The sequence below is a fragment of the Sinosporangium siamense genome, from assembly GCF_016863435.1.
Taxonomy (GTDB): Bacteria; Actinomycetota; Actinomycetes; order Streptosporangiales; family Streptosporangiaceae; genus Sinosporangium; species Sinosporangium siamense.
The window spans coordinates 22,307-48,871 of record NZ_BOOW01000004.1; the positions used below are offsets into that span (position 1 = coordinate 22,307).

At 71.6% G+C, this 26,565-nt stretch carries 18 protein-coding genes; 16 read left to right on the forward strand and 2 right to left on the reverse strand.

The features are described from left to right. Positions 1 to 52: 52 nt before the first annotated feature. The 14 genes from Ssi02_RS01335 to Ssi02_RS01400 all read left to right on the forward strand — a co-directional run bounded on the left by Ssi02_RS01335 (position 53) and on the right by Ssi02_RS01400 (position 21,622). A complete protein-coding gene (locus tag Ssi02_RS01335; RefSeq protein ID WP_204020181.1) occupies positions 53 to 859 on the forward strand; it encodes an SAM-dependent methyltransferase in 807 nt (268 codons plus the stop codon). Positions 860 to 1,107: 248 nt separating this feature from the next. Then, positions 1,108 to 3,420 carry a vWA domain-containing protein gene (locus tag Ssi02_RS01340; protein WP_204020182.1) on the forward strand — a complete coding sequence of 771 codons (2,313 nt, stop codon included), beginning with the start codon at positions 1,108 to 1,110 and terminating at the stop codon, positions 3,418 to 3,420. A gap of 76 nt (positions 3,421 to 3,496) precedes the next feature. Beyond that, positions 3,497 to 6,655: a tubulin-like doman-containing protein gene (locus Ssi02_RS01345; protein WP_204020183.1), complete on the forward strand. Its 3,159-nt coding sequence runs from the start codon at positions 3,497 to 3,499 to the stop codon at positions 6,653 to 6,655. After that, complete coding sequence (locus Ssi02_RS01350) at positions 6,642 to 8,927, forward strand: hypothetical protein (RefSeq protein WP_204020184.1); 2,286 nt, start codon at positions 6,642 to 6,644, stop codon at positions 8,925 to 8,927. The genes Ssi02_RS01345 and Ssi02_RS01350 overlap by 14 nt, the downstream gene beginning before the upstream one ends. Beyond that, positions 8,920 to 9,930, forward strand: coding sequence for a protein kinase family protein (locus Ssi02_RS01355; RefSeq protein WP_204020186.1), 1,011 nt, complete (start codon positions 8,920 to 8,922; stop codon positions 9,928 to 9,930). The genes Ssi02_RS01350 and Ssi02_RS01355 overlap by 8 nt, the downstream gene beginning before the upstream one ends. Positions 9,931 to 9,939: 9 nt before the next feature. Beyond that, positions 9,940 to 11,007 carry a hypothetical protein gene (locus Ssi02_RS01360; RefSeq protein ID WP_204020188.1) on the forward strand — a complete coding sequence of 356 codons (1,068 nt, stop codon included), beginning with the start codon at positions 9,940 to 9,942 and terminating at the stop codon, positions 11,005 to 11,007. Continuing rightward, complete coding sequence (locus Ssi02_RS01365; protein ID WP_204020190.1) at positions 11,004 to 12,581, forward strand: hypothetical protein; 1,578 nt, start codon at positions 11,004 to 11,006, stop codon at positions 12,579 to 12,581. The genes Ssi02_RS01360 and Ssi02_RS01365 overlap by 4 nt, the downstream gene beginning before the upstream one ends. Beyond that, positions 12,578 to 14,320: a DUF2339 domain-containing protein gene (locus tag Ssi02_RS01370; RefSeq protein WP_204020191.1), complete on the forward strand. Its 1,743-nt coding sequence runs from the start codon at positions 12,578 to 12,580 to the stop codon at positions 14,318 to 14,320. Before Ssi02_RS01365 ends, Ssi02_RS01370 begins: the two co-directional genes overlap by 4 nt. Before the next feature lie 304 nt (positions 14,321 to 14,624). Next, positions 14,625 to 15,713 carry an ATP-binding protein gene (locus tag Ssi02_RS01375; RefSeq protein WP_204020192.1) on the forward strand — a complete coding sequence of 363 codons (1,089 nt, stop codon included), beginning with the start codon at positions 14,625 to 14,627 and terminating at the stop codon, positions 15,711 to 15,713. Continuing rightward, positions 15,710 to 16,513, forward strand: a complete 804-nt coding sequence (locus Ssi02_RS01380) for a response regulator transcription factor (RefSeq protein ID WP_204020194.1) — start codon at positions 15,710 to 15,712, stop codon at positions 16,511 to 16,513. Before Ssi02_RS01375 ends, Ssi02_RS01380 begins: the two co-directional genes overlap by 4 nt. A gap of 217 nt (positions 16,514 to 16,730) precedes the next feature. Beyond that, positions 16,731 to 18,539 carry an SEC-C domain-containing protein gene (locus Ssi02_RS01385; RefSeq protein ID WP_204020196.1) on the forward strand — a complete coding sequence of 603 codons (1,809 nt, stop codon included), beginning with the start codon at positions 16,731 to 16,733 and terminating at the stop codon, positions 18,537 to 18,539. Positions 18,540 to 18,779: 240 nt separating this feature from the next. Continuing rightward, a complete protein-coding gene (locus Ssi02_RS01390; protein WP_204020198.1) occupies positions 18,780 to 19,727 on the forward strand; it encodes a TolB-like translocation protein in 948 nt (315 codons plus the stop codon). Positions 19,728 to 20,072: 345 nt separating this feature from the next. Continuing rightward, positions 20,073 to 20,393 carry a GroES family chaperonin gene (locus Ssi02_RS01395; protein ID WP_204020199.1) on the forward strand — a complete coding sequence of 107 codons (321 nt, stop codon included), beginning with the start codon at positions 20,073 to 20,075 and terminating at the stop codon, positions 20,391 to 20,393. A gap of 350 nt (positions 20,394 to 20,743) precedes the next feature. Next, positions 20,744 to 21,622 carry an NAD-dependent epimerase/dehydratase family protein gene (locus Ssi02_RS01400; protein WP_204020201.1) on the forward strand — a complete coding sequence of 293 codons (879 nt, stop codon included), beginning with the start codon at positions 20,744 to 20,746 and terminating at the stop codon, positions 21,620 to 21,622. 241 nt (positions 21,623 to 21,863) lie between these two features. Here Ssi02_RS01400 and Ssi02_RS01405 read toward each other — a convergent pair whose 3' ends face one another. Next, entirely contained in the window at positions 21,864 to 24,263 is a 2,400-nt protein-coding gene (locus tag Ssi02_RS01405; protein WP_204020203.1) for a helicase-associated domain-containing protein, read from the reverse strand. A 394-nt stretch (positions 24,264 to 24,657) separates the two neighbouring features. Beyond that, complete coding sequence (locus Ssi02_RS01410; RefSeq protein ID WP_204020205.1) at positions 24,658 to 25,197, reverse strand: ATP-binding protein; 540 nt, start codon at positions 25,195 to 25,197, stop codon at positions 24,658 to 24,660. 254 nt (positions 25,198 to 25,451) lie between these two features. On the opposite strand from Ssi02_RS01410, the gene Ssi02_RS01415 reads away from it, so the two are divergent. Next, entirely contained in the window at positions 25,452 to 26,336 is an 885-nt protein-coding gene (locus Ssi02_RS01415; RefSeq protein ID WP_373870065.1) for a Sco1979 family transcriptional regulator, read from the forward strand. Further along, positions 26,320 to 26,556 (forward strand): DUF397 domain-containing protein, encoded by a 237-nt coding sequence (locus Ssi02_RS01420; RefSeq protein WP_204020206.1) that lies wholly within the window; start codon positions 26,320 to 26,322, stop codon positions 26,554 to 26,556. Before Ssi02_RS01415 ends, Ssi02_RS01420 begins: the two co-directional genes overlap by 17 nt. Positions 26,557 to 26,565 lie beyond the last annotated feature (9 nt).

Consider the following 26,565-nt stretch of genomic DNA (forward strand, 5'->3'; position numbering starts at 1 on the left):
GCCTGTTTGCTAACGTGATCTTGGATCTGTACGGACGCGCCGAGGAGATCGGATGACGCTGGAAGACCACCCTCAAATCCCGCTCGGTGTGCCCACTGCCGCGCGCATGTACGACGAGGCGCTGGGCGGCAAGGATCACTTTGAGGTCGACAGGCAGGCCAACGCCAGGTTGTACACCGCGATCGGGGAGGACCGGGTCCGGTCCACCGCCATGGAGAACAGGCGGTTCCTCGGGCGTGCGGTGCGTTACCTGTCCCAGGAGTGCGGCATTCGCCAGTTCCTGGATGTGGGGTCCGGTCTGCCGACCGCGCGTAACACCCACCAGATCGCCAAGGAGGTCGATCCCGGCTCGCGGGTGGTCTACGTCGACATCGACCCGATCGTGGCCGTGCACGGCAGGGCGTTGCTCGCCGACGACAACACCAGGATCGTGACCGCGGACATGCGCCGTCCGGAGAGCATTCTGGACAACGACGAGGTCAACGGGTTTCTCGATTTCGGCAGGCCGCTGGCGGTGCTGTTCGTCGCGGTGTTCCACTTCGTCACGCCGGAGGACGACCCGGGGCGCATCGTGGCGGCCTTCCGCGAGCGGCAGGTGCCGGGGTCCTATGTGGCGATCTCCCACCTGACGACCGACGGCATGTCCGAGCAGGAGCAGCAGGGGTGGTATGCCGGGTTCACCGGTGCGACCGTGCCGCTGGTGCTCAGAAGCGAGCCGGAGATCCGGCGGGTCTTCGAGGGCTACGACCTCGTCGAGCCTGGTTTGGTGCGCCCCTGCGACTGGCATCCCGACGAGGAGGACTGGCCCCGCACCACCTCTCTCTTCGGTGGTGTCGGCCGCCTGGGCCCCACCTCCTGACCCCCGTAAAGCACGCGAAGGCTCCGGACACGTCCGGAGCCTTTCGTTTGCGAGCCCCAGGCCGGGAAGTCCCCTGGGGGACAAGAAATGATCAACAGTAGATTCCCCCCTCCTGTCCTCCCCCCAACTATTGGGGATGTTCCACGCCAACCCCCCCTTCTCAGAATCGAGTCATGGGTGTCCGGTGGGGGCTTGACGGCACGGCGCCCAGGTGTCGATGGGATGGGCGGAATGGAATGTCGCGGACATTGGAATCGATCAGGGGGGCGGTCGGCCGGGCGCTGATCCTGGTGGTCCTCCTGGCCCAGGGAGCACCCCCCGCCTGGGCGGAGGCGGCAACGGAGTCCGGCGGCGGGGTGCCGGGCCCCAGGGACGACCTGCCGGTGCAGATCGTGGTGCTGGTGGACCAGTCGGGCAGCCTGACCCCGGCGGCGGTGGAGGCCGAGCGTGAGGCCGCCTCCCGCATCGCGCAGAGCGCGATCCGGCCGGGCACGTCGGTCGCGGTGCTGGGGTTCGCCAGCGCGCCGGCCGAGGGGCAGACGAGTGTCGACCGCATCTGCCCGCTGCTGAAGACCGACGACGAGATCGGCAAGCAGCGGCTCAGCGAGTGCGTGCGCGATATCCGGGGACGCACCGAGCGGGAGGGCGACGACACCGACTTCGTGGAGGCCTTCCGCACCGCCCGCGACGTGTTCGCCTCGTCTCCGGACAGGGAGGCGCACCGCGCGGTTTTCCTCCTCACCGACGGCAGGCTGGACGTCGGGGATAACGCCGTCTACGGCGACGGCACCCGGGCGCAGCGCGACGCGCGGGCGGAGAAGGCGCTGTTCGAGGAGGTGCTGCCCGCCCTGAAGCAGGACGGGGTCCAGGTCTGGCCGCTCGGATTCGGCGAGGCCGACCGCGTGAAGCTGAAGGAATACGCGGCGGCGGGCGCCCAGGACACCTGCAACGCGAACGCGCCCGAGCCGCGGGCGATCGTCGTGGGCGGGCCGGGCGAGGTGCATGCGGCGGTGGACGAGGCCTACGAGTCGGTGCTCTGCCAGCGGGCGGGGCCGATCACCAAGGGGACTCCGCCTCCGGGCGGCCAGACCGACCTTTACGTGGACATCCCGCAGGTGGCGACGACCGGGTCGATCGAGGTCGTCAAGAAGGAGCCCAAGATCAGGGTCTCCTACTTCGACCCCGACGGCCGCAAGGTGCCCGACGCAGGATCGCAGGACGAGTCGACGTTCCTGCGCAGCGGCGGCGACGGCCCGGTCGAGGCGCTGCGCATCACTGACCCGAAGCCCGGCAGGTGGCGCGTCAACCTGGTCGCGCCCGAGGGGGTGGCCGAGCGCGAGGTGACCGCCAGGATCGTCTGGCAGGGCAGACTCGACTCGATGATCTCGGCCGACCCGCCGGCGCCGGTGCCGGGCAGCCGGGTCACCGTGCAAGTGCAGTTGCGCACCCGGGTCGACGTCGTCGATCCGGCGGAGTTCGAGGGCATGGTGTTCGCGGCCGAGGTGAGCGGCCGGGACCTGCCGGCGACGCCGATCGCGCTGAACGACGAAGGCAAGAGCCCGGACCGCACGGCGGGCGACGGGAGGTTCACCGGCGGCTTCGCCGTACCCGCCACCGCCAAAGGCGCCTTCACGGTGGTCGGCTCGGTCGGCGGCCGGGGCCTGGTCGGCGACAGCAGCCCCTACCACGGGCAGATCTCGCCGACCCCGCCGCCGGTCACCGGGCGGTTCGGCGTCGACTCGGGAGAGGTCACACCGGGTGCGGCGCTCGCCGGGCGGCTCACACTCCGCAACGTGTCGGGCACGGCGCGGACCTACACGCTGAGGCTCGCCGAGGTCCGCGAGGACGCCGGGGCGTCGGTCGAGCCGGGGCGGGTGAAGGTGCCCGCCTCGAGCGATGTGACGGTCGACGTGACGCTCCGGTTCGACGAGCGGGCGGTGCTCGGCCCCGTGTCGGGCCGCATCCAGGCGGTCGCCGGGAAGCAGGACAAGCCGGTCGCCGAGGGGCTGTTCTCCGGCACCCTCGTCGAGCCGCCGTCACTGCTCGAACGTTTCTGGTGGCTCTTCGGCGCACTCCTCGCCCTGCTGGCGGCCGCGGTCTCCACGCTGGTCGTGCTCGTGCGCGGCAGGCGGCGCGAGCGCGACGCCCGCGGCCTGACCGCGGTGCTGAGCCGGAACGGCGCGACTCTGCACAGGCTCGACTGCGGCGGCGGGTGGGCCGCCACCTTCCGCTTCTCGGTGCGCACGGGTGACGGCCCGCCGCGACTCGACCGGTCGCACGGCGGAGCCGACGGCTATGTCGCGTGGCGCACGGACGGCGGCACGATCATGCTGCGCAAGCCGTACGGCTCTCCGGTGGAGCTCGTCCCTGGGCGCGGCGAGGACATCGGCGACGGCTACTCGCTCGCCGTCGAGGACCGCCGGATGAGCGGCGGGCCGGGGTACGGCACGAGCCCGGGCGGCCCGGGCGGCATTCACGGCGACGCGCCCCACCCGCCGCCCCCGGGCCCGCCCCCCTCCGGCGCCTCGCGACCTTGGGGCGGCGACCCCCTGCTCGACTGACCGGCCCCCGGCCGCGACCGGCCGGGGGCCCGAGACCACGAGACCACATGCACGACCCGAGGGGGTTTCCACCGCGATGAACATCTACCAGCCGATGCTGTTCGTCGGTCTTGGCGGCACCGGATGCAACATCGGCGCCGCCCTCGAACGGCGCCTGCGGGAGGAGCTGTGCGGCCCGGACGGCACCGACCTGATGGGCATGTTGCCCGGCCGGGACTATCTCCCGTTCCAGCTCCCCGCCTGCACCCAGTTCGTCTACGCCGACCTCAACGACGCCGAACTGGCCCGCATGGAGGAGGCCGTGGTGCCGTCCGCCGAGCATCGTGCGGCGGGGCGGCGCACGACGCACCTGGTGACCGAGCTGGTGCCCCACCACGACACCTATCCGGAGGTGGCGCGCAGCCTGCGGGTGAGGATGCCGGCCCTGGTGGGCGGCTGGCTCCCGGCACCCCGGCACGAACCCCGGGTCGCGCCCCTGCGCAGGGGCGCGGGGCAGCTGCCGACCGTGGCCAGGGCAGCGCTGTTCGAGACGTTCAGGAACGGCCTCGCCGCGGCCAGGGACCCGCTGCGCCGCGCGATCAGCGAACTGGCGAAGGCCAGAGGCGAGCTGGCCGCGCTGGGCAGCAACAAGGCGCGGCTCGACGCGATGGACATCTACGTCGCGTTCTCCGTCGCAGGGGGAACGGGCGCGGGCATCTTCTACGACTTCCTCCACCTGATCGGCGACGTCGTCCAGCAGGAGTTCCCCCCCGATTTCAAGGCGCAGATCTATCCGCTGGTCATCATGCCTTCGGCGTTCCCCGAGGGCAGGGGCGGCGGGCGCAAGGCGGTGCTGAACGCCGGGCGCGGGCTGCTCGACCTGTTCCGGCTGGTCGACGATCAGAACGGCCAAGCCGCGCTGACCGACCTCGACGGCATGGACGACGAGGTGCTCGGGTCGCTGTCGGTGCGCTACAGCGACGACCGCGACATCCGGCTGCGGGCCTCGACGATCCAGACGGCCTTCCTCTTCAGCAGCTCGCCGGGCATCGAGCGGGAGGACCTGCACCGCTCGGTCGTCTCGCTGATCCTGTCGCTGGTCGGCACCGAGATGACCGAGGAGGACCTGGCCGCCCCGGCGGGCGACCGGATGTACGCCTCGTTCGCCGACAGTTTCATCAACGGCAGCGTCGAGCGGGAGCCGATGGCCCCGACCGGGATCGGACGCCGGGGCGTGTCGACCGGGCTGGTCGCCTCGCTGACGGTGCCGGCCGAGGACCTGGCCGACATCGTCGCGTCGCGGATGCTGGCGGCGGCGGTGCACGAGCTTTCGGCCTCACCGGCGGCGGGAAGCGAGTCCAACCGCGCTCTGATCGAGCGTTTCCTGGCGGCCGCGAACCTCCAGCCGCTCACGAACAGAGAGGGGATCCCCTTCAGCGACCCCGCCGCGGACTCGCCCAAGGGCGCCGACGCCATCCAGCGGGCGCTCGGCGAACGCCTGCGCCTCATGCAGGGCAACGTGGAGGCGATGAGCCGCCAGCTCCCGCAGCGGGTGCGCGAACTGGCCGGGCGGTTCGACCCGCAGCGGGCGGTGGAGGAACTGCTGAGCGACATCGACCTGTTCCGGCTGCACCGCGTCGTCGCCGGTGACCCCGCGGCGGCGGACGAGACCGACCGCCTCGGGGTGGACGGCCTGCTGCGCCGGCGCCGCGAGACGCCGCCCGCCCCACAGGGCCTCGGGATGACGGCGCCGGGGGCTACGCCGCTGCGCGGCCTGCGCCGGTGGCGCTGGAACGACGCCGAGGTGCAGCGCCAGGTGTGGGCCCAGGACGCGTGGTATCTGTGGCGCACCCGCTGCCTGTGGAACGAGGCGTGGACGGCGCAGACGCCCTCGTGGCAGCCGAAGATCGAGCAGTTGCTGCGCCGGCTCGGTGAGTGTGTGGGCGCCTTCCGCAACCACGCCGACCAGGATCCGGTGAGGTTCCGCAGGCGCGTGGAGGAGCTGTACCGCCCCCGGGCGGGCGTCTGCTACCTGCTGCCCCCGCAGGGCAAGGATCTGCGGCTCTTCTACCAGAACACCGTGGGGAGGTTCGCCGAGCGGTTCGCGGGGGACGGCATGTCGCCAAACGCCTCCGAGGGTGTCGTCGTCGCGCGGCTGCTGCGGGACGACTGGTGGAAGGTGTTCGCCGGCGGCAGGGACCGCGGCCCCGCCGTGGCGCTGGAGGCGGCCCTCGACCAGATCAAGCCCGAGGTGACCAAGATCTTCCGGCGCCGGTCGGGGGACCAGCGCCCGCTGCTGCCCGAGATGGCCGACCTGCTCGCCCAGGCGGCGGGCAAGACCCACGGCAAGGTGTCGGCGGAGGACCTCGGGCAGTTCAGGCAGGACCTCGCGGCGCTGCTTCCCGGCGGCTTCTCCCCGCAGGGCACCGGCGCCCTGCGCGTGCTCATCACCTATCCCGCGGGCGCCGTGGACGCCGACCTCGAACGCTACATCGAGGGCCGGCTCAACCTGCCGCGCACCCGGGGCCTCACCCCCGAATACCGCCCGGTCGGCAGCGAGTCCATCACCGTCGTGCTGTTCAGGACCGCGATGGGCGTGACCGAGGTGCCCGAGCTGCGGGACGTGCTGCACCAGTGGGCGCTCGCGCTCAAGCACGAGCGGGCCGAGGACTACCTGCAGTGGCGTCAGCGCCTCGGCTTCGACTACGGCTATCTCGCCACCACCCCCGAACACCGCGAGGCGATCCTGCACCGCTTCCTCAGCGCCCTCTGGAACGGCCAGGTCGCCGTCAGGCCGGGGGACGACCCCTCGTCCCCGAGCCGCGTCACCGTCCGGCTGCGGGCGTCGGACACCACCACGATGACGCTGCCGCTCACCCCGTTCGAACGAGCCTCCTCCTGGGGCAGCGTCATCCGGGCCTACGAGGAATGGGTGATCAAGGACGACCAGCTCACCCGGCGGGAGTTCTGCGAGGAGCTGATGGAGATCACCCCGGAAGGGCTGGAGACCCGCCCGAGCCCGCCGCACGAGCTTTACAACCTCGTCGTCGGGATGGCCCCGAAGCAGCAGGAACTCCTGGAGGAGATGGTGGAGGACCTGCCGCCTTCGGCCCGCGCCTGGGCCGAGATGCTCCTCGAGTTCTGGCGCACCACCCTTCCCCGGGCGCTGCGCCACGACTTCGTCCGGGTCGCCCGCCCCGTACGGCACAACCTCTACGAGCTGGAGCGGGAGGTGCGCGGACGTGGCGTCATCTAGCGACGTGCAGGCGGTGCTCCTGCTCGACCTGCGCGGCACGGACCCGGCCGGGGCCGTGACCCGGCTGGAGGAGGCGGTGGCCTGGCATCGCAGGCACGGCGAGGGGGCCGCGTCGGCTCTCGTCGTGGACGCCGTCGACGGTCTGGACGAACGGCACGCGGTCTACGAGCAGGTGGTCCGCAACCGCTTTATCGAGAATATGTTGTGCCTGATCGTCGGCCCCGCCCTGGAACGCGACGCCGGGCTGGTGCTGCGACTGCCGTCGTCGATGAGCCCGCCGCGGGGGGCGGTGCTCTGGATCTCCGACCCCGAGGGCGTGGGGTGGCGGATGGAGCCGCCCGGCCCGGCTCTGCCGTACCACACCGCTGAACAGGGACTCGCGAGCCTCGTCGAGGTGCTGCGGGCGCCGGAGGTCTTCCTGCGGGTGTTCACGGCGGTCTGCGAGGTGCCCGACGGCGTGGCCAGCCCGGGGCTGCGCGTGGTCGCCGACGACGCCGGCGACCGGCTGCTCGCCGGGGCGCGGGCGGCGGCCGTCGCGCGGCTCACCGACGCCGTCGACGACACGCAGGCCGGAGGGGGGCCGCAGGACCACGGCGGGCTCACCGTCTACACCGGGGGGCGGGACGGCGGGTGGAGTGCCGAGAGGCTGCTGCGGCCCGGCGGGCGCCTGGCCGAGCAGGACGCGCTCTGCGCCCGCCGCTTCGCCGAGGCCCGGGACACCCTGGCCCGGCTGGGGGGTCCCCGGGGCGTGTTGTTCAGGGGCAGGGCGTCCCGGCGGGTGACGGGACGTCTGGCGGAGGTGCGTGACGGGCTCGCGGGATACCGCGCGGTGCTGGAGGACACCTTCGACCGGATCGACGGCGGCTCGGGGCTCGACCGGGCGGCCCGGGAGGAGCTCAACCGGCTCGGCGTCGCCGCCGACCTGCCGGAGGCGGCCACCTCGGGTGTGGTCGACCGGCTGAAAGGGGTGGTGACCGCGGCCCTGGCCGAGCGCACACCGCTTCCGGTGCTGGTCGAGCGGCTGCGGGAGTTCGCCCACCGCGCCACGCCCGTCGGCAGCGCGGCCCAGGTGGGCCGCCTCGCCCCCGCGTGTCCCGCGCAACTGCTGAACCGGCTCGGCGAACCCCCGCCCTTCCCGCTGCGCCTCCACAACCCGGTGCTGCTCGCCGTCGCCCTGGCGGTGGGCTTCCTCACCGGACTCGGCGGGACGGCCGCCGCCGGCGCGGCGGTCGCCCTCTGGACGGTCCTCGTGTGGTGGTTGTGGAGCCGGGCACCGGAGCCGGGCGGCGAGCGGGGTTTCGGCGGGCGCGGCCGGCTCGTCGTGGCGGTGCACCCCCTCCTCGGGGCACTGGGCGCCGCGGGCGGCCGGGCACTCGCCGAGGCGGTGCGTCTGCCCGAGTTCGCCGTCTGGGCGGGGTACGGCGCAGCCGCGCTGGCCGCGCTCCTGGCCCTGCCGTACTGGTGGCGTGAGGCCGTCGCCAGGTGGTGCGACCTCGTCGTGGTCGCCGAGGCCGACATCGCCCGGTCGCGGCTCACCCAGGTCGCCGCCGAGGTGGCGGCGGCCGAGTGGGTGATCAGCGACGCGCGCAGGATCGCCTCGGACGCGGCGAGGACCGTGGCGGAGGTGCTGGAGCGGTGCGCCGGCGAGCTGGCCGCGCATGAGCCGCGGCCACTCCGCGACAACCATGCCGGGTACCACCAGGCCGGCTACCACCAGGCCGGACACAGCCAGTCGGGCGGCGTGCTTGACGCGGTCGCCGAGGACCTCGCCGCCGCTCTTGGCACGGTGCTCGCCGGAGTGTGGCCGAGACTCTCGGAACCGGCCTTCCACGGGCTCGCCGGGCGGTCCGCCGCGACCCTGGAGGGCCTCCTGGCGGACTACCAGGAGCACTTGGCCCGGTGGGGCGTGCAGCGCCGTCCCGCCTTCTCCCCTCAAGGGGGAACCGACCGTCACATCGCGCTCAGAGCCACCTGGCCGCGCTCGGCCGAGGCGGAGAACGCGCTGCGCATGGAGACCGGCGACCTGATGCTGCAACTGTGCCGCGCGGAGGACCTGGCACTGCTCCGGTCCTCCGCCGGAAGCGCGCGGCTCGTCAGGTTCGCCCCCGCCGGACTGCGCGGCGAGCAGGACGGCCTGCACGGAGACAGCACAGACGAGACGAAGGACGCCGTCTGGACCAGATCCGGGCGGCACGCCGGTGTGCTGCGGCTCGTGCCGCCCCGGATCGGCACCGTGAAGGCCTCCGCGCCGGGAGGAGAGGACCGTGGCTGAACAACTCTGGTTTCTGTCGCCCGAGGGCGTGCCGCACACCTGGGAGATCGCCGAGGCCGACGTGGGCGCCGTGCCGGTGCCCGAGGGCTCGCTCACGGCGATACGGCGGGTCAAGCGCGCCGGCGACGGGATGACGCTGGTGCGGAAATACGTGCCGATCGGGGTCGGGGCCATGCGGCCCGAGGCGTACGAGCAGCTGGAGAACGAGATCCGCATCGCGCTGCGGCTGCTGCACCGGCTGGGCGACTCCGCCTATCCCCGGGAGCTCGTCCGCGTCGTGGGCTACGACGCCGACGCCGAGGAGCCGTTCATCCTCTATGAGGACTTCCCCGGCGAGCCCATCCTGAGCAGGGCCGGCAAACTCCACTCGCGGGAGGAGCGGAAGGCCGTGATCGGCCTGTTCCGCGCCGCCGACGCGATGAGGGCGGCAGGCGTCGTCCACGGCGGCATCGAGCCCGCGACCGTCTACTGGAGCGACTCCGGCGGGGTGCGGGTGGTCTCCTTCGAGGGCGCCGCCGTCGTAGACCAGGACCGCTGGAGCGTCCCCCGCGGCGCGCCCTGGGCGGCGCCCGAGCTGCGGGGCGAGGCACCGGCGCCGCCGCACCCCTCGGCCGATGTGTGGAGCGCCGCGATGCTGACGTATTACGTCGTCACCGCACGCAAGGTCGACGACAGGCAGGAGCCCGCCCTCCACACGATGGGGGAGGCACTCCAGCACTGGCTGGCCGGCACGTTCGTGCCGGCGGGGGACCGCGTCACCGCGAGGACGGTGCTTGAGCGGTTGAAAGAGGGACGGGCCCTGCTGCCGAAGGGCGAGAACTTCGAGGCGCGGCTGCGCGAGGGAGGGGCACGCTTCGACGACGCGCTCGCCGCCAAACGCAGCCGGCACCGGCCGGTGACGACGGCGTCGCCACCGCGCCGGACCGGCCTGTGGATCGCCCTGCTCGTCACCCTGATCGCGGTCGTGGCCGGGGTGGCGGCCGTCGCCGTCCTCGTGAACTAGGGAGGGACCATGCCGAGAAACACCGAGCCTCCGGAGAGGCTCGTCTCCTGCCCCACCTGCCTGGACGCGATCCCGTGGCGGGACGGCACGTTGTTCGAGCTCGTCGGCGGCGAGTACAAGCCGTTCGCCCCCGGCACGATCAAGGGCGCGGAGAAACTGCGGGACAAGCTCAGAACCTCCTACAAGCTGTGCCCCAACCCGTCGGACGACACCACCGAGCACTACATTCCCGCCGCCTACGCGCAATATGACGACCCGCTGCTCATCGGCCTCGTCGGCACCACCCGCGCGGGCAAGTCGCACCTGCTCGCCGCCATGCTCGCCGAGGTCGAGAGCCAGGCCCTCCAGCCCTTCGGGGTGAGCGCGGCGGCACTGGACATCGAGCGGCACAAGGCGTTCATGAACATCTATGTCCAGCAGTTCATCGGGCGGGGCAACCTGCTGTCGTGGACCGCGCACAACCTCATCGAGGCGGCGGACGCGCTGATCCTCACCGCGGGGGGCCGCACCCGGGTCATGTCGTTCTTCGACGTGTCGGGTGAGGACTTCACCCAGTCGGGCAGGCACGCCAGGTTCCTCGCCGCGGCGCACGGGCTGATCTTCGTCGCCGATCCCACACTCGCCGTGCCCGGCATGGTGCCGGGCACGACGCAGCCCGCGCACCGCCGCGACGAGGCGTTCGGCGCGGTGATGGACCGCCTGCGCCTTTCCGGCGCGCTCAGCGACGTGGCCACCACCATCGCCGTCGCCAAGTCCGACCTGCTGCGCTTCACTCCGCCGGCCGACCGATGGCTGCGTGAACCCGTGCCGCACGGAACGCTCGACCCCGCCGCGATCGAGGCCGAGAGCCGCGACGCCTACGCGTTCCTCGACGCCCACGGGGCCACCGCGTGGTTGCGGCCGTTCCACGACGTCAAACGGTCCACTCTGCACTTCGTCTCCGCCATGGGCGCCAACCCGCGGGGCGAGTCGTTGCCCCGGGGCGCGAGACCCAAGCGGGTGCTTATGCCGCTGCTCTCGCTCCTGGCCATGACCGGGGTGTTACCCGGGCCGGCCGCCGCGGAGGTGGGGTGGTGAACGACGAGGTCATCGACCAGATCGTCTTCTCGTGGAGTGAATACGGCCCGTACGGCAGAGGCCTCGGCGCCCAGGCCACCTCCCTGGCCAAGAGCGACCTCGACTACTGGAACGAGCACCTGCGCGGCTTCGCCGGCATGGTGAACGCCGGGTTCGTCACGCGGCCCGCGCACAGTCTCTGCTACGTGGTGATCGGCACCGAGGCCGCCCTGCTGCACCGCACCCGCGGCGCCGATCCGCTGTCCAGATCGGAGGTCGCCCACGCCCTCGTCGGCCCCGTGGCGGAGCTGACCGCCCGGCTCTCGCTCGGGTTGTCCCGCTGGCCGTGGGTGATGACGGCGGACCTCGCCGAAGGCGTCCCGCTGAGCATGCCCCCCGTCGGGCTGGCGGATCTGGCCGACGCCTGCGACCGGGCGATCGACCGGGTGGAGACGCGCGCCCGGCGGGCGGGCGACCAGTTGCGGCCGATGCTCGCCGCGGCCCTCGCCCAGCCGGGGGAGCCGCTGTCGGTCATCACCCAGGGCGACGACCCCGAGCCGCTCACCTGGGGCATGATCGAGATCCTGGACCCGCTCTACTCCGGCAGCGACCTGGACACCACCTGGCGGTGGACGTTCTCCACCTATGAGACCAGGCACGATCCGGGGCGGCTCTGGATGCCGAACCTGCTGTTCATGCCGGTACGGCCCGGCGGCGGGGTACGGCGGCGCATCGTCGACCTGGCCGACGGGGTCGTCCCCGGCGACCCGCTGCTGAACGCCGTGGACAGCCTCCTCGACGCCTACGGCCAGGGCGGCGGGCGGCGGGTACGCGAACTGCTGGATGAGTGCGGGGCGAGGACGCCCCACTCGGTGCGTGACCGGGTCGCGGCACTGGCGGCGGGCACCATCCCCCGGGCCTCCCGGCCCCCGCAGGCCGAACTCGCCGAGTGGCCGGCCGCCGCGGTCTCAGGGGACCTCCTGGCCCCCGAGGGGATCGCGGCGTACCGGTGGCCCGTGTGGCCGGAGGTGCCGCCTTATGCGCCACCCGTGCAGCCGGAGCCGGTGCGGTTCGAGGACGCTCCGGAGGACGAGGGGCACGAACATTCCGAGGTGACTGAGGCGCCTGGGCCGCTTGAGCCGGAACCTGGCGGGGAGTCGCAAGAGCCGGCGGAGACAGAGCCGACAGCGACAGAGCCGCTGGAGACACAGCCGGCGGAGAAGGCTGCGCCCCCCGGCGGCGAGGTCCTTAAACCGCACCTGACACCCCCGCCCGGCCCCCGGCTACAGGGTCGCCCTCGGCGCAAAGAAGGCTCCCGCCGTACGCACGACCGGGAGGACGATCTCCAGCGCATCGCCGACAAGCGCACCCCGGAGGAGGAGACCTACGAGCTGGCCCGCAGGCTCGCCGGAGACGGCTGGAACGCCGAGGTATACGCGGCGCTCGGCAAACGCTGGTGGGACGAGCACGAGCAGGACACGCTCGTGCGGGACAGGCTGCCGCTCGGCCTCTCCCAGGGGCACTACGTGATCCTGCTGGTCGTCGGCTCCGTGGTGCTGGTCGCCTTCGCGCTGCTGGGGGGACAGGTCCGGTGAGCCGTCTCTGGTGGCCCGTCCCGCCCATGCTGCTGCTGGCGCTCTTCGCCCTCGTGTACGTCGACCGGCTCGCCGCGCATCGGCCGTGGCTGACTCTCCCCTCGGCGGCGCTTCTAGCGAGCCTGGTGGGGTTCATCCTCTTGGCGTTGTGCCTGGTGTGGAACCGTGACCGGCGCGTCCGGGGGCGTGCGCCCGCGCTGAGCGGCCCGGTCACGGTGGCGGGTTCGTTCGTCCTGGTGGGGCCGCTGCTGGGGCTCGCGACGCTCGACACCGGTTATGCCACGCTCGCCCTCGTCCCTGTCGTGGGTGTTCTCGCGTTGTTCGCGGGGATCGAGTTCGCGGTCAGGCGCCCGAGTGCCCGTCTCCTGCGGCGGGTGTGCCTCGGGCTCGCCGCCGTCGCCCTGGCCGTGGACCTCGGGCCCTACGAGGGGGCGGGCGCGGTCGCCGTGCTGTTCACGGCCCTGCTCGGCCTGGTCGCCGCGCGGCCGCACGTGCCGGTGCCCGCCCTGGACGCCGTGACCCGCGTCTGCTGGCCCGCCGTACCCGCCTGCTGCCTGCTTCTCTACACCCGGGACCCGGGCGTGGGGGTGATGTTCACGGCGGGCGCGTGCGCGGTGCTGACGGCGCGGGCATGCGCCCGGGGACGCCTGCGCGCCCTGGGGGAGACGTGCGCCGCGCTCGTGCTGATCGCCGCGACCGCGTGGTGGTTGTGGCCGCTCCCGGCAGCAGGTACGGCATGGGCCCCCGGGATGTTCGCCCGCGGACCCGGCCGCGCGGCCGGCCTCGGCACCTCTCTCGCGCAGATCGGGGGCGAGCTCGGCGCGGTGGGTCTGGCCGCTGTGCTGACGATGCTGCTGGTGCTGTTCGCGTGGGCCTTCGTGCGTCTGCGGCCGGCGCTGTCGCCGCCGGTCACCGTGTTCGCGGCCGGCGGCCTCGCCGGTCTGGTGGCAGGGACGCTCTACTCCGCGGCCCTCCCCGGGCTGCCCTCGGCGCTGGCCCCGCTGCTCCCGGCGCGTGACCCGGCGGTGGCCGTCGCCGGGATGGCGCTGGTGGGGCTCGTGATCGGCGGTGCGGACCGTCCCACCGGTCGCGGGCGCGTGTTGTCCACACCGTTCCCGGCGATGGTGACGGCCACGTTGCTCGTCGTGTCGGTGGTGCTGCCCAGCGGATTCGCGACCGGGAAGGGCACGCTGCGGTACGCCGGAGGCCAGGTGGCCGGCGGCGGCGAAGCGTGGCACAAGGCGCTGAGCGAGACCGTCCGCCCATACCTCGACTGCGGGGGAGGCGACGCGGAGTGCCGTCCAGGTGAGGTGACGTTGTCGCTGGACATCACGCTGCAGGAGGCGGCGGAGAAGGCACTCGGGCTCTTCAAGGGAGCCGTGGTGATCGCCGACGGGGAGAGCTTCACCCCGCTCGGGCGCGGCAGGCCGCTCGGGGTCGCGGCGCATCCGGAATTCCCGGTCGGCGCGCTGGTGCCCGACCTTTGCCGGTGGCTGGTGACCGGGGACCGGAAGGGGCGGGTCTGTGCGGTGTCGGCGGCTCCGGCCGTGCGGTCCGGGTTGTTCGAGGCCGCGCTGAGCGGTGGGGACTGCCGGTGTGAGGTGTTGTGGTTCAACAAGTTCGGCGACCGAATGCTGATCGGTTTCCTGGAGAAGCCGGACTTGGGCCCCTGGAAAAAGGAGTTGTGCGACAGCCGTGCATTCGATGTCGCGTTTTGCACGTCGAGTGATGGTGAGTGAGTCTTTTCGGGCTGTCGTGTAGCTTTGGTGGTCTCGGTGGGCCTAAAGCTAACTTTCAGCTTGCCCACCCGGGGGGCCCATGACGGGTGGAATGGGGTTGGACAGACTTCGATAACCGACTTATCCCGATTCCTAGGTATTCTCTTGAGTGATCCGTGACGCTGTGGTACTTCCATCTGGGGAGCTGCACAAATGGCTGCCCCGATGAGGAGGCGCTTTGGCACGGTGGTCGTTCTCGTCGTCCCGGCTGGGAAATGACCCTGAGGTAGGGCCGGGCGGAGTCGTGGCGGCCACGCAGTTACGCATGGTGCGCATGATCGCGTTCGTCCGCGCGGGCACCGCCGGGTTCGTCTACGTCCCCCTGATCAGCTGGAACCGGCTCGACCGCCCCTGGCTGGCCCTCGCCCTGGCGATCGCCGCGACCGTGCACTCGGCCTGGTTCGTGTGGTGGGCCCTGCGCGTCAAGACCCCGGACGACCCCGTGCTCGTCTGGACCGACGTCGCCGTCGCCATCGTGTTCATGCTCGTCGGCTCGCGCGCCGCCCCCGAGTTCGCGCGGAACCTGCTCATGACGCCGCTTGTGCCGTACAGCCTCGTGACCTCGGCGGTGCTCGGGTTCGGCCTGCGGTGGGGCAGGGCGCCGGCGTTCGCCGTCCTCGGCCTCATGGTCACCTGGGTCGTCTCCCTGCTGCCGGACATCGGGCAGAAACTCGGCTCCGATCTGCTCGGCTTTGTCATGTGGTATGTCATCGGGGCGCTGATCGGGCGCGAGATGCTCAACCTCGCGCACCGCGCCGACGACGCCTCCGCCCGCGCGGAGGAGAGCCAGCGGCTGCTGGCGCAGCGCGCGATCCACGACGATCTCCTCCCCGTGATCGAACGCGTCGCCCAAGGGGGCGACCTCGGCGAACCCCTGTCCAAGGCGGCACGCCGGGCCGCCTTCCTCGGGCGGGCCTATCTGGGCGACCGCAGAAAGGGCGGTGTCCCCGCCTTCGAAGGCAGGATCAGTGACATCGTGGACAACGCCGTGAACCTCGGAAGTCTCGTCGAGCACGAGTTGCGCGTGGCGGCCGACCCTCCGCCGCGGATCGCCGAGGCGTGCGCCGCCGCCGTCGCCGAGGCGCTCAACAATGTGCGCAGGCACGCGGGGGAGGGGGTGATCGCCCGCCTCTATGTGGAATCCGGCCCCGACTGGGTGCTCGCCACCGTCTGGGATGACGGCAGGGGTTTCGACCCCAAGAAGGTCGCCCCCGGCCTCGGCTTCACCGGCGCCTACGCGGCGGTGCGCGCGCTCGGCGGCGAGTGCACCATCGCGGCCTACCCCGGCGAGGGCACCAAGGTCACCGTGCACTGGGAGGCCGCAGAGGACGGCGAGGCGGGAGCGGACGCGTGAACGCCCGGGAGAACGGCCGCGTCGCCGTCGTGGACGACCAGCCGGTGGCGGCGGCCGGGCTCCGGCTCGGCATCGAGGCCGCGGGCTACGCCGTCGTGGCGGAGGTCCGGTCGGTGGAGGAGCTCGATCCCGAGCTTGAGGTGGACGTCGTCGTCTGCGACTACTGGATCAGGGGCGGCAGATCGCGGGTCGAGGCGGTCGAGTTCCTCGTACGCCGAGGGCTCCTTGTCCTGTCCGTCTCCGCCGTCGCCACCGCCGAGGCGGTGCTCGACGTCATCGCGGCCGGCGCCTGCGGGTTCATCCATAAGGACGCGGAGATATTGGACTACCCTCGCGCGCTTGCCCATTCCCTCGCCGACGGGTGTTATCTATCGCCGCTGCTGGCGGGTTATCTGCTGGAGGACGCCAACCGCAGACCTCTCGACTCCGACGACATCGGGCGCCCCGAGCGCCTGCTGCTGCGCACCGTGGCCGACGGGAAGACGTCGCAGGACGCGGTCGCCGCGCTGGAGCTCACCCGCGACGTCTATCTCGCGCGGTTGCGGCTGATCTTCACCGCGGCGGGGCGGCGGAGGAAGAAGCACCGGCTCACCCCGAGGGAGATGCAGATCGTGCAGATGATCGTCCTGGAGGGGATGACCGCACGTCAGATCGCCCGCCGGCTCGACATCCGCCCCGACACGGTCGCCGATCACCTGAACTCCATCAAGCGCAAGTATCAGGCCATGCATCCCGACAATCACCTTGCCCCACGCGCCATCGTGCTCCAATGGGCCAGGGAACTCGGAATGTTGCACTAAACCAGGAGCCGACCTCCCCGAAGCCGCATCCCTTTGCCGCATTATGACCCGGCTCGCCCAACCATGAGCCGGCCTCCCGGTGGGTGCACCCTCATGGTCGCACTGCCACATTCACCGCGCTCCCCCCATTCTTCGGGATAGACCGGCGAAAGCCACTAGTGAACAATGTCCCGGCGCGCCGCCGCGCCCCGCGCGGACGTGTCGTCAGAATGGGATGGTGAACGTAGAGCAACCCGTGCCGCCTCCCTGGTGGAGACACCTTCTCGACGCCTTCGCGGAGCCCGGCGCGCTGATGGTCGAAGACCTCGCCAAGGAGCTCGGCCTCGACACCGAGCGGGTGGAGAGCGAGCTCGCCGCCTCGCCGCTTTTCCACGACACCGAGGACGGCTGGGTCCACCTGCCCCACCTGGCCGAGGGTGCGGTGTTCACCCACCAGGTCACGGCCGAGGAGGCCGCCTCGGGCACGCTCGACGCGGCCGGCGACCTTGCCCTGTGGACGCGGTTCGCCGCCGGTGCCGGCTGGCCGCTCGCCGGGGGAGGCATGATGACCGCCGACGCCTCCGGGCAGCTGTCAGGGCCGCCCGGCTGGCTGCCCGCCTGCGCGGAGAACGACGTGCTGGCCGTGCGCCTCACCGGCGGCGTCTTCGAGGTCACGCCACTGCGCCCCGGGGGCAGCGTCGCCAAACCCGCCGCCATGGCCAGGGTCGTCGAGGAGGCCGTCGGCCAGGCGATGCTGGCCGTGGCCGTCTATGCGCACTTCCGCGAGGAGGACCCGGCGGTGAGCCGGTCCGCGCCGCTCGACGTGGTGGCCGCCGAGATACTGCACAACTACCCCGGCACCTTCGACCACCCTCACCCGCCGCTCACCGAGCTGCTCCCGGAGGGCGGTCTGGTCGTCTCCGGTGGCCAGGTGCACATGCGCGGTGCGCCCGAGCACCCCGGCGAGGTGCGGGGCATGATCGAGGACGACGTCATCAGGCTGGTCAAGATCCGCCACGCGCTGTCCATCCTCGACGCCGACAGCGACCTGACCGGGACACTGCGCCACCTCGCCGTCTCCGACGCCGTGATCGGCCACCTCGCCGACGACATGGCGCGCGAGCCCCTGAGCGACGACATGCTGACGGCAATGGCCGCCGCCGCCGCGGGCCCGAGGCAGCAGGCCGCCGTCGCTCTCCTCGCCTCACGCCGGGCCTCGAGCGCGGCGGAGGCCGCCGCGCTCGTCGAGGAGGCGCTCGCCCTGGTGCCCGACCTCGTCCCGGCCCTGCTCGACGCCGGTTTCCACGCGGCCTGCCAGGGTGACTACGCCAAGGCCGACGACCTGCTGCGGCGCGGCGGCGTGCAGTCCGACGAGGGGCTGCGCGAGGCCCTGCGGCCCCTGTCCGCGGCCCCCTCGGGCGCGGTCGCGCGGAACCAGCCGTGCCCGTGCGGGTCCGGCCTCAAATACAAGGCCTGCCATCAGGCCGCCGAGATCCACCCGCTGACCGAGCGTGCCCCGCTCCTGCACCGGCTCGTCCTCGCCTACGCCTACGGACCGGCCAACCGCGACGCGGTCGCCGCCGTGGTGGCGGGCGGCCCCGACGACACGGCGGGGTTCCTCGCCGAGACCGCCGCCTTCGAATACGCCATGGCCGCGGACTTCCTCGCCGAGCACCGCGAGTGGCTCAGGGCCGACGAGATCGCGCTCCTTGAGTCCTGGGTGTCTGAGCCGCTGCGGGTGTGGGAGGTGGCCGAGGCCGATCGTGCGCGGGGCACCGTAGGATTGCGGGATCTCGCCGGGGGATCCGCCGAGTCCTCGGTGCGGCGGCGGGCTCTGGCCCAGGCGGCCACGGTCGGCGACGTGGTGCTCGCCCGGCTGCTGGACGACGGCACCGGGCCCCGCCTGTTCGTCGATCCACCGGTCATGCGGCGCCTGCCGGGCCTGCCGCCGCTGGCCGACCCCGTCGATCCGATGGAGGTCGCCGACTTCGTCGCCAAGGCCGCGCGGCCTGAGCCGTTCGAGCCGGGCACTTTTCTGTTGCCTTGAGAAGGGCTTAGCGCCCTTGCGTGGGTCGCCGCCGCCATAAACGAAAGTGTGATATGCCGATCCGATATACCGTCCGGTGTGCGGCTGTATTCGCTTTAGGCTTCCATGGTGATTTTTTCACCGAGCCATATTCATCTTGCGGAGCGGCCCGTGCAGCGAGGACGGATCCCATCACGTCGGGCGACCACCCGCACAGCCAGCCGGACGGCTGAGGGATGGGCGGCACTTTGTGTGCGTTTCGTGGCTGGTGCCGTCTCCCTCGCCGCGGTGCTCGCGGCGGCTCCCGCCGTCTCGGCGACGTCGGCGGTCACCGCCGACCCGGTGGAGATCAGCCTGCCCGGCACCGGGGTCACCCTTCGCGAGAACCCCTCAGACCGGCTTCATGTCACCTCCTACACCCTGAGCAAAAACAGGGCGTATCTCCGGGCACGCGGGCAGAACACCTTCGCCCGGCGCTCCGGATTCACCGAATACACCGCCTCGCCAGGCGGCGGCCGCGCAGCGGGCATCGCCACCACCTACACGGAGGCGGGATACGACTCCCTGGTCATCATGGACCGGCGCACGGGCAGGTCGGTGACGGTCAACACGGTGCGGCGGCCGCTCACCGCGTCCTACGCCTACTGGTCGCGGGACGGCTCCAAGGTCGTGCTCACCGCCGAGCGCAAGGTCGAAGGAAAGTGGCGCACGGTGGGCTACGTGCTGGTGGACGTGGCAACCCGCACCAGCCGCTACATCCCGGTGACGGGCGTGCACAAGGAGGGCACCTTCCGCTGGGCCGGCGACAACTCCCACCTGATCGTCGATCACGGCGAGGGTGTGCGATTCCACCGCGCCGCAGACGGCGCCGTCGTCCGCACCCTGTCCAAGGTGGGCCGGCCCGCCGGCGGCGAGGAGGCGGTGTCCCCCTCCGGGCGATTGATGAGCACCTGGTGCCCTGTCAGCGTGCGGGAGAAGGTCTGCGTGGTCGACCGGGCCACCGGAAAGATCAGAAGCTATGTGAACACCAAGGCCGAGGGCGTCTGGGGCTGGTGGGACGAGTCCCACATGATCGCGGTGGTGCCCAAGGACGGCGGCTACCAGGCCGCGCTCATCAACTTCAAGGGGCAGGTGAACGGCGTGCTCGCCGAGATCTCCGCCTCCGCCTACCGCACGGACAAGGTCTATCTCAGCTACACGCGCAAGTAGCCGCCCTCCGGGCGGGCCCGCGCCTGCCGGGTGGCGTTGGTGACCACCTCCTGCGCCGCCCGATAGAGCCTTCGGGGACCGGTCGCGCCGTACGGCGCAGCCACCGACGTCGCCCGCGACCCGGTTTGGATCGCGGGCCCGGCCTGGGCCCGGTCTCGTGTCGCTTTTCCGGCGTGGCCGGTCCGCCGGTGTGGATCGCGGGCGCCTGGCCTTCGGCCGGGGGCCCGCTTTGCCGCCTGCGGCCGGTCACCGGCGGTCGTGGTGCCCGCTGCCGCGGTCCGCGGAGAGTGGCCCCGGTGTGCCCGGTGGGCGGAACATCTCTTTGATACGACCTAGACTGCCCATGTGGCAGACGTGAAGTTCGAGATCCAAATGCTGCACGACCGCGTGATGGTCCGGGCCGAGCAGGACTCCGAGGAGCGCCGGAGCACCGCGGGCATCGTCATTCCCGCGACGGTCAAGATGGCCAACCGGTTGGTGTGGGGCGAGGTCTGCGGCGTCGGCGCGAGCGCACGATCGGTCAAGGTCGGCGACAAGGTGCTGTTCAATCCCGAGGACCAATACGAGGTCGAAGTGCAGGGTCAGGTCTACGTCGTCATGCGCGAGCGCGACCTGCACGCGATCGCCACGACCCAGACCGATCACGGCACAGGCCTTTACCTCTGATAGATCCCTCCCCGGCCGTCGTCCCGACCGCGGGGCGGCCCCTCGCCCGTTGGAAGATTCCCGGGGAAGAGCAACAACAGCCTCTTCCCTGATGCGGATGATTCATGATTTAACTGTTTTTATGGGCGTTAGCCCATGTTTTGGGGCCCTCGCCGGTCATCGGGAAGACCTTACTGATCAGTAATGGTCGGATGGATTCTGTTAGGAAAAATGCACCTCGCCAATTCCGTCACACACGACCCAGTACCGACAAGGCCGCTGTATATTTTCGCGCAGGTTTCTCGGAATTCTGTCCTGTTTGGGACGCCGAGTCCCGGAAACGGATTATCCGGTTGCCAAGGGGGATGGGGATGAGCCGGTTTCTTCTCATCGGTGGCACGGGGTTCATCGGTGAACACGTGCGGGCGGGCCTGTCCGCCATTCGCGGCTCCGAAGTGTTCACCGTCTCCCGCGAACGGGCCGAAAGCCGCCTCGACCTCACCACGGCCGGACAACGCGAACTGACCGACCTGCTCTACGAGACCGCGCCCACCGCCGTGATCAACTGCGTGGGCGTGATGCGGGGCACCCCGATCGAGATGACCCAGGCCAACGTCGTGGCCACCGCACGACTCCTGGCCGCCGTGGCCCGCGCGGCCCCCAAGGCCCGCGTCGTGCACGTCGGCTCGGCCGCGGAATATGGCGCGGTCCTCGAAGGCCGACCCGTCACCGAGGACACCCCCTGCCGCCCCGTCGGCACCTACGGCATGACCAAACTCGGCGGCACCGAACTCATCCGCGCCGCCGCCGAGGACGGCGTCGACGCGGTGTCGCTCCGCGTCTTCAACGCGGTCGGCCCCGGCGCCTCCGCCGACTCGCTCGCCGGCCGTGTCGTCGAGTGCCTCCGCGAGGGCCGCGAGGTCCAGGTGGCCGGCGCACACCATGTACGCGACTTCGTCGACGTACGAGACGTCGCCGACGCGATCGTGGCCGCCGCCACCGTCAGAGGCCCGCTGCCGCCCGTCCTCAACGTGGGCAGCGGCCGGGCGACCGCCGTCACCGACGTCGTCTCGACCCTGATCGACCTCGCCGCCCCCGGCACTCCGGTGGTGACGGACGGCCCCCTCGACGAGAAGTCCGGCGCCGTCGCCTGGCAATGCGCCGACGTCACCGCGGTCTCCGCCACCCTCGGCTGGAAACCGTCCTTCGACCTCGCCACATCCCTGACCGACCTGTGGACGTCCTGCTGACGAGACACCCCGGCCGCCCGCCCATCCCTCGCACAAGACGAGGCCACCTAGGGCAGGGTGATCGCCCGCCCTTCTCGCGCGAACCGGTCGTCCGTGGCCGGGCAGGTGCATTCACGCGGGAAGCCGGCAGCGGACGACCAGATGCCATGCGAGGCTTCTCGCGCGGGGAGGGGGATCCCAGGGGCGGCGCTCTCGCCGGCGAGAGCCGCATGCAACAGAGCGTCCGCGGAGGGCGGCCGTCTCATGCGGGGGAGCCGCGGACCTCCACGATTTCGGCCAGCGGGAACTCAAGGTAATCACCCGCCTCCTCGCACCATGCGTCGAGCACCGCGCCGGCCAGCTCGCCGTGGCTCACGGTCGCGGTGACGCCGTCGGCCAGGGTGATGGCCGCGCGCACGCCGCGGTCCACCACGAAACCGAGGAGTGACTGCTGGGCCGTCGGCAGTCGTGTGGCCATGCGGCCGATGACCGCCCAGGTGCGGCCGGTGGTGCGTCCCCCCTCGCCTTCGCTCGCGGCGAGCCGGCGCGCGTGTTCGCGGGGGTCCGGTGCGGGCTCGGCCATCGAGTACGGCAGAGCCTCAAGCTCGGCCACGCGCCCGCCGGGCAGAAGGATCAGTTTGCCGCCGCCTCGGTCCTCCACCTGTGCCCGGTGGATCCTGATCTCCCCGGTGTCCTCCACCGGGACCGGCGCGTAGCCGTTGTCGCGCAGGACGGCGAGGGTGCGTGCGGCGGGGGCGGCGCTCGCCAGCACTGTGGGGGCGAGCAGCCGCAGGCCGAGCGCGGCCAGTCGGCGATGCGCGGCGATCTCGGCGAGCAGGGTGGAGTCGGCGGCCTGCACGATGCAGGCGACGCTGGTCACCGTCACCTCGCCGTGCCGCCGGGCGACGTCGCGCACGAGATATTCGAGCGGCTGCGGCAGTGTGCCCACCTCGGCCAGCTCGTCGAGCAGCTCGTCGGCGGTGTGGCCGCGGTCGAGCGCACGCCGCACGCTCACGCGCGAGAACCGCCACACCGACGCCGACCCCCGCGACTCCCGATCGGCCGCCCGGTCGAGCAGCTCGGCGAGCTCGGGAGCCGGTGGCCCGGTGACGACGGCGGTCAGGTCGGCGCCGAACAACGCGCTGCGCCGCGCCCCTGCCAGCGCCTGCGTGGAGCTCTCGACGAGCGCCGGGTTGTGCTCGACCTCCGGCACCGACTCGTCCTGCTCGTCGCCCGCCTGCTCGGCCAGGGAGGCGAGCGCGCGCCCGAGGTCGGTCAGGCTGTCCTGGGCGAGCAGGCCGAGCAGCCGGGCCTCCTCCAGCGCCGCGGGGGCGCAGTCCGCGAGCAGCGCGTGGTCGAGCAGGGGCGCGTGCCAGCGGGCGGCGCGCACGAGCGAGGTGCGGTCGGCGGCGCCGACGCCGGACGGCAGTCCGGCGAGCATCCCGAGCAGGGCGCGCCGCGCCCGTGCGAGCTCGGCGCCCTCCGGGTCGTCCCCGAGCACGGTGGCGAACCGCCCGTCGACGCGCCGCAGCGAGGACCGGTGCATGCGCCACCACGCGGCGAGCAGCACGCGCAACCTCGTCGGCGCATCGGAGAGCCGCCAGCGGTCGAACCGCTCGGTGGGCACGAGCCCGCCTGACTCCTCGTCGAAGGCAAGCAGCCTCGCCACGGCGCAGATCTCCAGCGACAGCCGCGTCTCGTCCTCGTCGCAGCCGGTCTCCTTGGCGACCCGGCGCACCTCGCGCACGCCGACGCCGCCCGTCTTCAGCAGCGGCAGCGGCGTCTTCGCGGTGTTGTCGAGCAGCGCCGAGGCGCGCTCGACGACCTGGGGGGCGGCGAGGGTCATCGAATGGTCGACCGACTCGGGGTCGACCGGAACCGTCGCCGGCTCGGGGGCCACCTGGGTGAAGGGCGCGCGGTAGCCGTCGCCGCGCAGCGCGAGCGTCACCTCGCGCGGCATCTCGGCCAGGTGCCAGTGCGGCCGGAACAGCAGGCCGTGGTCGGCCGCCCACTGCTCCGGCGTGCCGCTCGTGACGAACAGCCCGCCGTCCACGTCGAGCGCGGGCCCCTCCCAGGCGAAGCGCCGCATGAGGGACTCGGCGCCCCGCGGGCCCTCACGCACGAGCTCGGCCATGCGCACCGGATCGGACAACACCTCGACGATGCGCACCACCAGCTGCCGTTTGGCGCCCTGCGGCGGCAGGCCGAGCCGCCGGGCGAGCAGCCGCAGCGCGTCGCCGCTCATCGCCCACGACTTGAGGTAATCGGCGAGCGGCGTGCCGAGGCCGCACGGGGCGGGCCACTCCTTGGCCACCGCGTCGGCCAGGCGCACACGGCCCTCGCCGTCGGGCCAGGCGAGCGCGTGGTCGTAAAGGACGGTGAGCCAAGGCTGGACCTCGGCTTCGGCGGCGCCGAGGAAGGCCGCGAGGTCGGCGAGTGTGGTGCGGTCGCCGAGGGCGGATCGGGCCTCGGCGATCTCCAGGCACGGCAGCGGGAGCTCTCGCAGGGCCGCGAGGGCCGCGGGGCCGCTGCCCAGCCGCTGGGCGAGGGTGTCGAGTCGTCTGGGCCAGGGAGGAGTGAGGGCGTCGGGCCGGTGGGTGAGGACGCGGGCGAGCCTCTCCTCGTCGAGTGTTCGCAGCCAGCCGAGCAGATGATCGTCCATCTCAGCTCTCTTCAAGGGGTCGCGCGGGACTCGCGTGAGCATCCACGGTAATGCAGATCACTCCGCCTGGTCCGGGAGCTGTGACAAAAGACCGGACAGGACGAGCCGCAGGTGGTACAGGGGTGAAGCCCGATACTCGTGGGACGTGAGCGAAGCTACGCGGCGGCACGCGGCGACGGCTCGAAGGGCCGGTGGCCAGGCCGGGGCGGCTGAAGAGGGCGGCGGCTCAGGGGACGGTGGCTGGACAACGGCCCAAGCGGCAGTGCCACCGGAGGCGGCTAGGGCGGGCTCCCACCGGTGTCCGAGGGTGGACATCCGCGGGAGCCCGCCCGGGCGCCCCAGGGAGGGGTAAGGCGGCGCCCCTTAACAGGAAAGCCGATGCGGGTCTGACGCCTCAGGCGGCGAGCACAGCCCAGACGATCTTGCCGTACGGCGTGAGCGGGGACCAACCCCAGCGCACGCTGAGCGAGTCGACGATGTGGAGCCCGAGGCCACCGGGCTCGAGGTCGTCGTCGGGGAAACGCAGCACCGGGGTGCCCGGCCCGGGGTCGACGAGGGCACACGTCACGAAGCCGCCTCGCCGTACCAGCGAGAGGCTGATGGAGGAAGGGACCCGGTGCTGCGGCCCGGCGTGGGGGCGGGGGGCCCTGCCGTCGCCGGGGTCGTGATTGAGCCCGTGGCGCAGGGCGTTGGTCGACAGCTCGGAGACGACGAGCTCCATGTTCTCCGCGACCGCCGACATGCCCCACCCGGTGAGAGTGCTGATCGTCACATTGCGGGACGAGTGCACAGAATCGGCCTTGGGTGGCAGGACGAAGGTGGCGCTGGACGCGTGCGAGGCGGTCTCAAGCAGGTCGCGTGCCGGGTCGGGCCACCAGCCGGCGGGGGGCCACCAGTCGAGCGTGTTTTTCCGGACGTGCCTGGTCGCGGGCATGTTGTGGGCGCGCGTCGCGGGCCCTGCGCCATGGGCACGAGCTGAGGTGGTGCTGGGGGCAGGCTGCACTAGATCATGATGATGCAAACTCGCGTGCAGGTGCAAGGGCGAATGCACGTGCATACGCGGGATGCAACCGCTACCGTTACCCCTCATCGGGGCAAACTTAGACGAAAGGGGATCTTGTCCGCGGCGAGGCATTTCGCGTCGCGGAATGACAGACTGTCGATCAGTCAACGACCAAGGAGCAGCACGTGTCCATGGATCCACCGGGGACAGGTTCCACAGTTCGGCGCATCATGCTCGGTGCCAGTCTGCGCCGATTGCGTGAGGAGAAGGGGCTCACCCGAGAGGTCGCGGGATTTCACATTCGCGCCTCCGAGTCCAAGATCAGTCGCATGGAACTGGGCCGGGTCGGGTTCAAGACGCGTGATGTCGAGGATCTGCTCACTCTCTATGGAGTGCACGACGACGTCGAACGTCGTGGCCTGCTGGAGATGGTCAGGGAGGCCAACACCCCAGGTTGGTGGCATAAGTACGGAGACTTCCTGCCTACGTGGTTCACCACGTATGTGGGCCTTGAGGAGGCGGCCAGGATGATTCGCACCTACGAGGTGCAGTTCATACCTGGGCTGCTGCAGACCGCGGCTTACGCGCGGACGGTCTTCCGGCTTGGCTATCCCGACGCCCCCAGTAAAGAGGTCGAGCGCCGCGTGCATATGCGCATGCAGCGTCAGGAGCGTTTCACCCGCAAGGACGGACCCCGATTGTGGGCGGTCATCGATGAGGCGGCGCTGCGCCGTCCCATCGGAGGGCGAGAGATCGTGCGCGAGCAGCTTGAGCATCTGCTGGAAGTTGCGACCCTCCCCAACATCACCATCCAGGTGATGCCATTCAGGTACGGCATGCATGCCGCCGAGGGAGGCGCGTTCAGCATCATGCGGTTTCCTGAGTCCGATTTGTCGGACGTCGTTTACGTCGAACAGCTCTGGGGAGCCCTCTACCTGGACAAACGTGAGGACATAGACCCGTACCTCACGGCCATGGAACAGCTATGTGTGGAGAGCACCACGCCAGGGGGCACAGCGGAGCTGATCGGCGCCCTTCTCAGAAAGAACTTAGATGGAGCACACCTATAACGGCATGCCCGCCAGCGACCTCACCAATGTGGCGTGGCGCAAGAGCAGGCGCAGCAACTCGCAGGGCAACTGTGTCGAGGTTGCCGAGCTTGCCGACGGAAGCGTCGCCGTGCGGAATTCCCGGTTCCCGGACGGTCCCGCTCTGATCTACACCCGCGCCGAGATGCGGGCGCTGGTCCTCGGCGTCAAGGACGGCGACTTCGACGGGCTGCTCAACTAGCCCTCTCAC